General features: G+C 58.2%; 2 protein-coding genes. Both read right to left on the reverse strand.

Translation table 11 applies throughout. The annotated features are described in order from the left end of the window. Positions 1 to 480: primosomal protein N' family DNA-binding protein (locus AC097P_RS24645; protein ID WP_479613045.1), on the reverse strand; the 480-nt coding region annotated here is incomplete at its 3' end. A gap of 372 nt (positions 481 to 852) precedes the next feature. Next, the coding region (locus tag AC097P_RS24650) for a uroporphyrinogen decarboxylase family protein (protein WP_479613046.1) at positions 853 to 1110 on the reverse strand (258 nt) is incomplete at its 5' end.

The following is a 1110-nucleotide window of genomic DNA, read 5'->3' on the forward strand; positions in this document are numbered from 1 at the left end:
GACCACCGAGGCCTGCTCGGGGCTCAGCGCGGGCAGGGCGTTGTTGGCAGACGAATCGGTGGCGTAGGTGGCTTGCGCACTGCCACCGAGTTTTGGCGGATTTTTTTGGGTGCGCTGCAAGCGCCGCTGCACCTGTTGGAGTGATAGCTCTCGCAGTTGCGGTGGCAGCGCGGCCAGGGCCACTTCACCGATGGACCGCTGGTAGTACTGCGCCGTAAATGTAAGCAATTGTTGCCACCGCGTGCTGAGCGGAGGAATGCCCTCTAACACACCTGCCACGTCGCGTATCTTGCCGGGATCCAGCTCGCCCGTGGCTTGCGCCGCATCGGCGTCCCACACCACACCGAGGGTCTCACGCTTGCCCAGGGGCACGCGTATCAGGGTGCCGGGTGCTAGTAGCGACTCACTTCTGTAACTCAGCACCGAACCCACGCTGGCGTGGGCCGGGGTTTGGACGAGTACACACAACCAATGGCTCATGGGCCGGGGCATGTAGCTGCGCGGTGGGGGTGGGGGTAAAAGGCCACTTGAGTGAAATTATTGATGTTGACTTGCGAAAGCTGGTCTAAGTACTTGATTTGAATAGGCTTTGTACCCAACCCAGTGTTTCTGTGGATAACTTTGTTGATATCTTGCTGTGAGGCCCTGCGAAGCCTTGAAAATCAAGGCTTTGGCTGGATTGCCCGGAAAAAAAGCAAAGTTTGATTTCCTTATGAATCAACAACTTACAAGCGCTATTGCTTTAATAGCGCCGACCACCCAAACAGGGGATAGTCGGGGAAGGCCCACCCCGTTTTTGTGCATAAGTGTTAACAACGGTCCGCGGTTCGGGCTGAAATAGTGGTATGAAACTCATGCCCTCAAGGCACGGGAATGGCGGTGCACAGCGTCGACAAGGGCCGAGACACTTTCGGGCGGTGTGTGCTGGCTGATGCCATGGCCCAGGTTGAAGATGTGCGTGGGGCCGGTGCCGGTGCCCTGGTAGGGTTTGCCAAAACTGTTCAGCACACGCTCCACCTCGGCAGCTATCTGGGCTGGCTGGGCGAACAACACGTTCGGGTCGATATTGCCCTGCAGCGCCTTGCCGGTGCCACTCACGCCTGACGCATA

It is taken from the genome of Rhodoferax sp. ZS1R8 (genome assembly GCF_056521325.1).